We start from the raw sequence: 337 nt of genomic DNA on the forward strand, positions 1-337 counted from the left end.
GACGCGCCAGAGGCCGTTGGTACGATTGTCGATCAGGCAAATGATGATGCTGACGCCATCACCTCGCTTGATGTGAGCGATTTCTTCAAGGACATTGATGGTGACACGCTCACCTATAGCGCCACGGGTCTGCCGAAGGGTCTGACGATTGATCCAAATACAGGCATTATCAGCGGCACCATTGATCCATCCGCAAGCCAGGACGGTGTTGGCGGTGCGCATAGTGTGACGATCACGGTCAGTGATGGCACCAGCACTGTCGATCAAACCTTCACATGGACTGTTTCCAATCCTGCTCCGGTTGCCAATGATGATGCTGTAAGCACTGACGAAGATA

Annotated in this window: 1 protein-coding gene; it reads left to right on the top strand. The window is 53.1% G+C overall.

Translation table 11 applies throughout. The annotated features are described in order from the left end of the window. The coding region (locus QSJ70_RS27480; protein ID WP_285541387.1) for a putative Ig domain-containing protein at nt 1-337 on the top strand (337 nt) is incomplete at both ends.

Origin of the sequence: Brucella sp. NBRC 12950, assembly GCF_030268145.1 — a bacterium.
GTDB lineage: Bacteria > Pseudomonadota > Alphaproteobacteria > Rhizobiales > Rhizobiaceae > Brucella.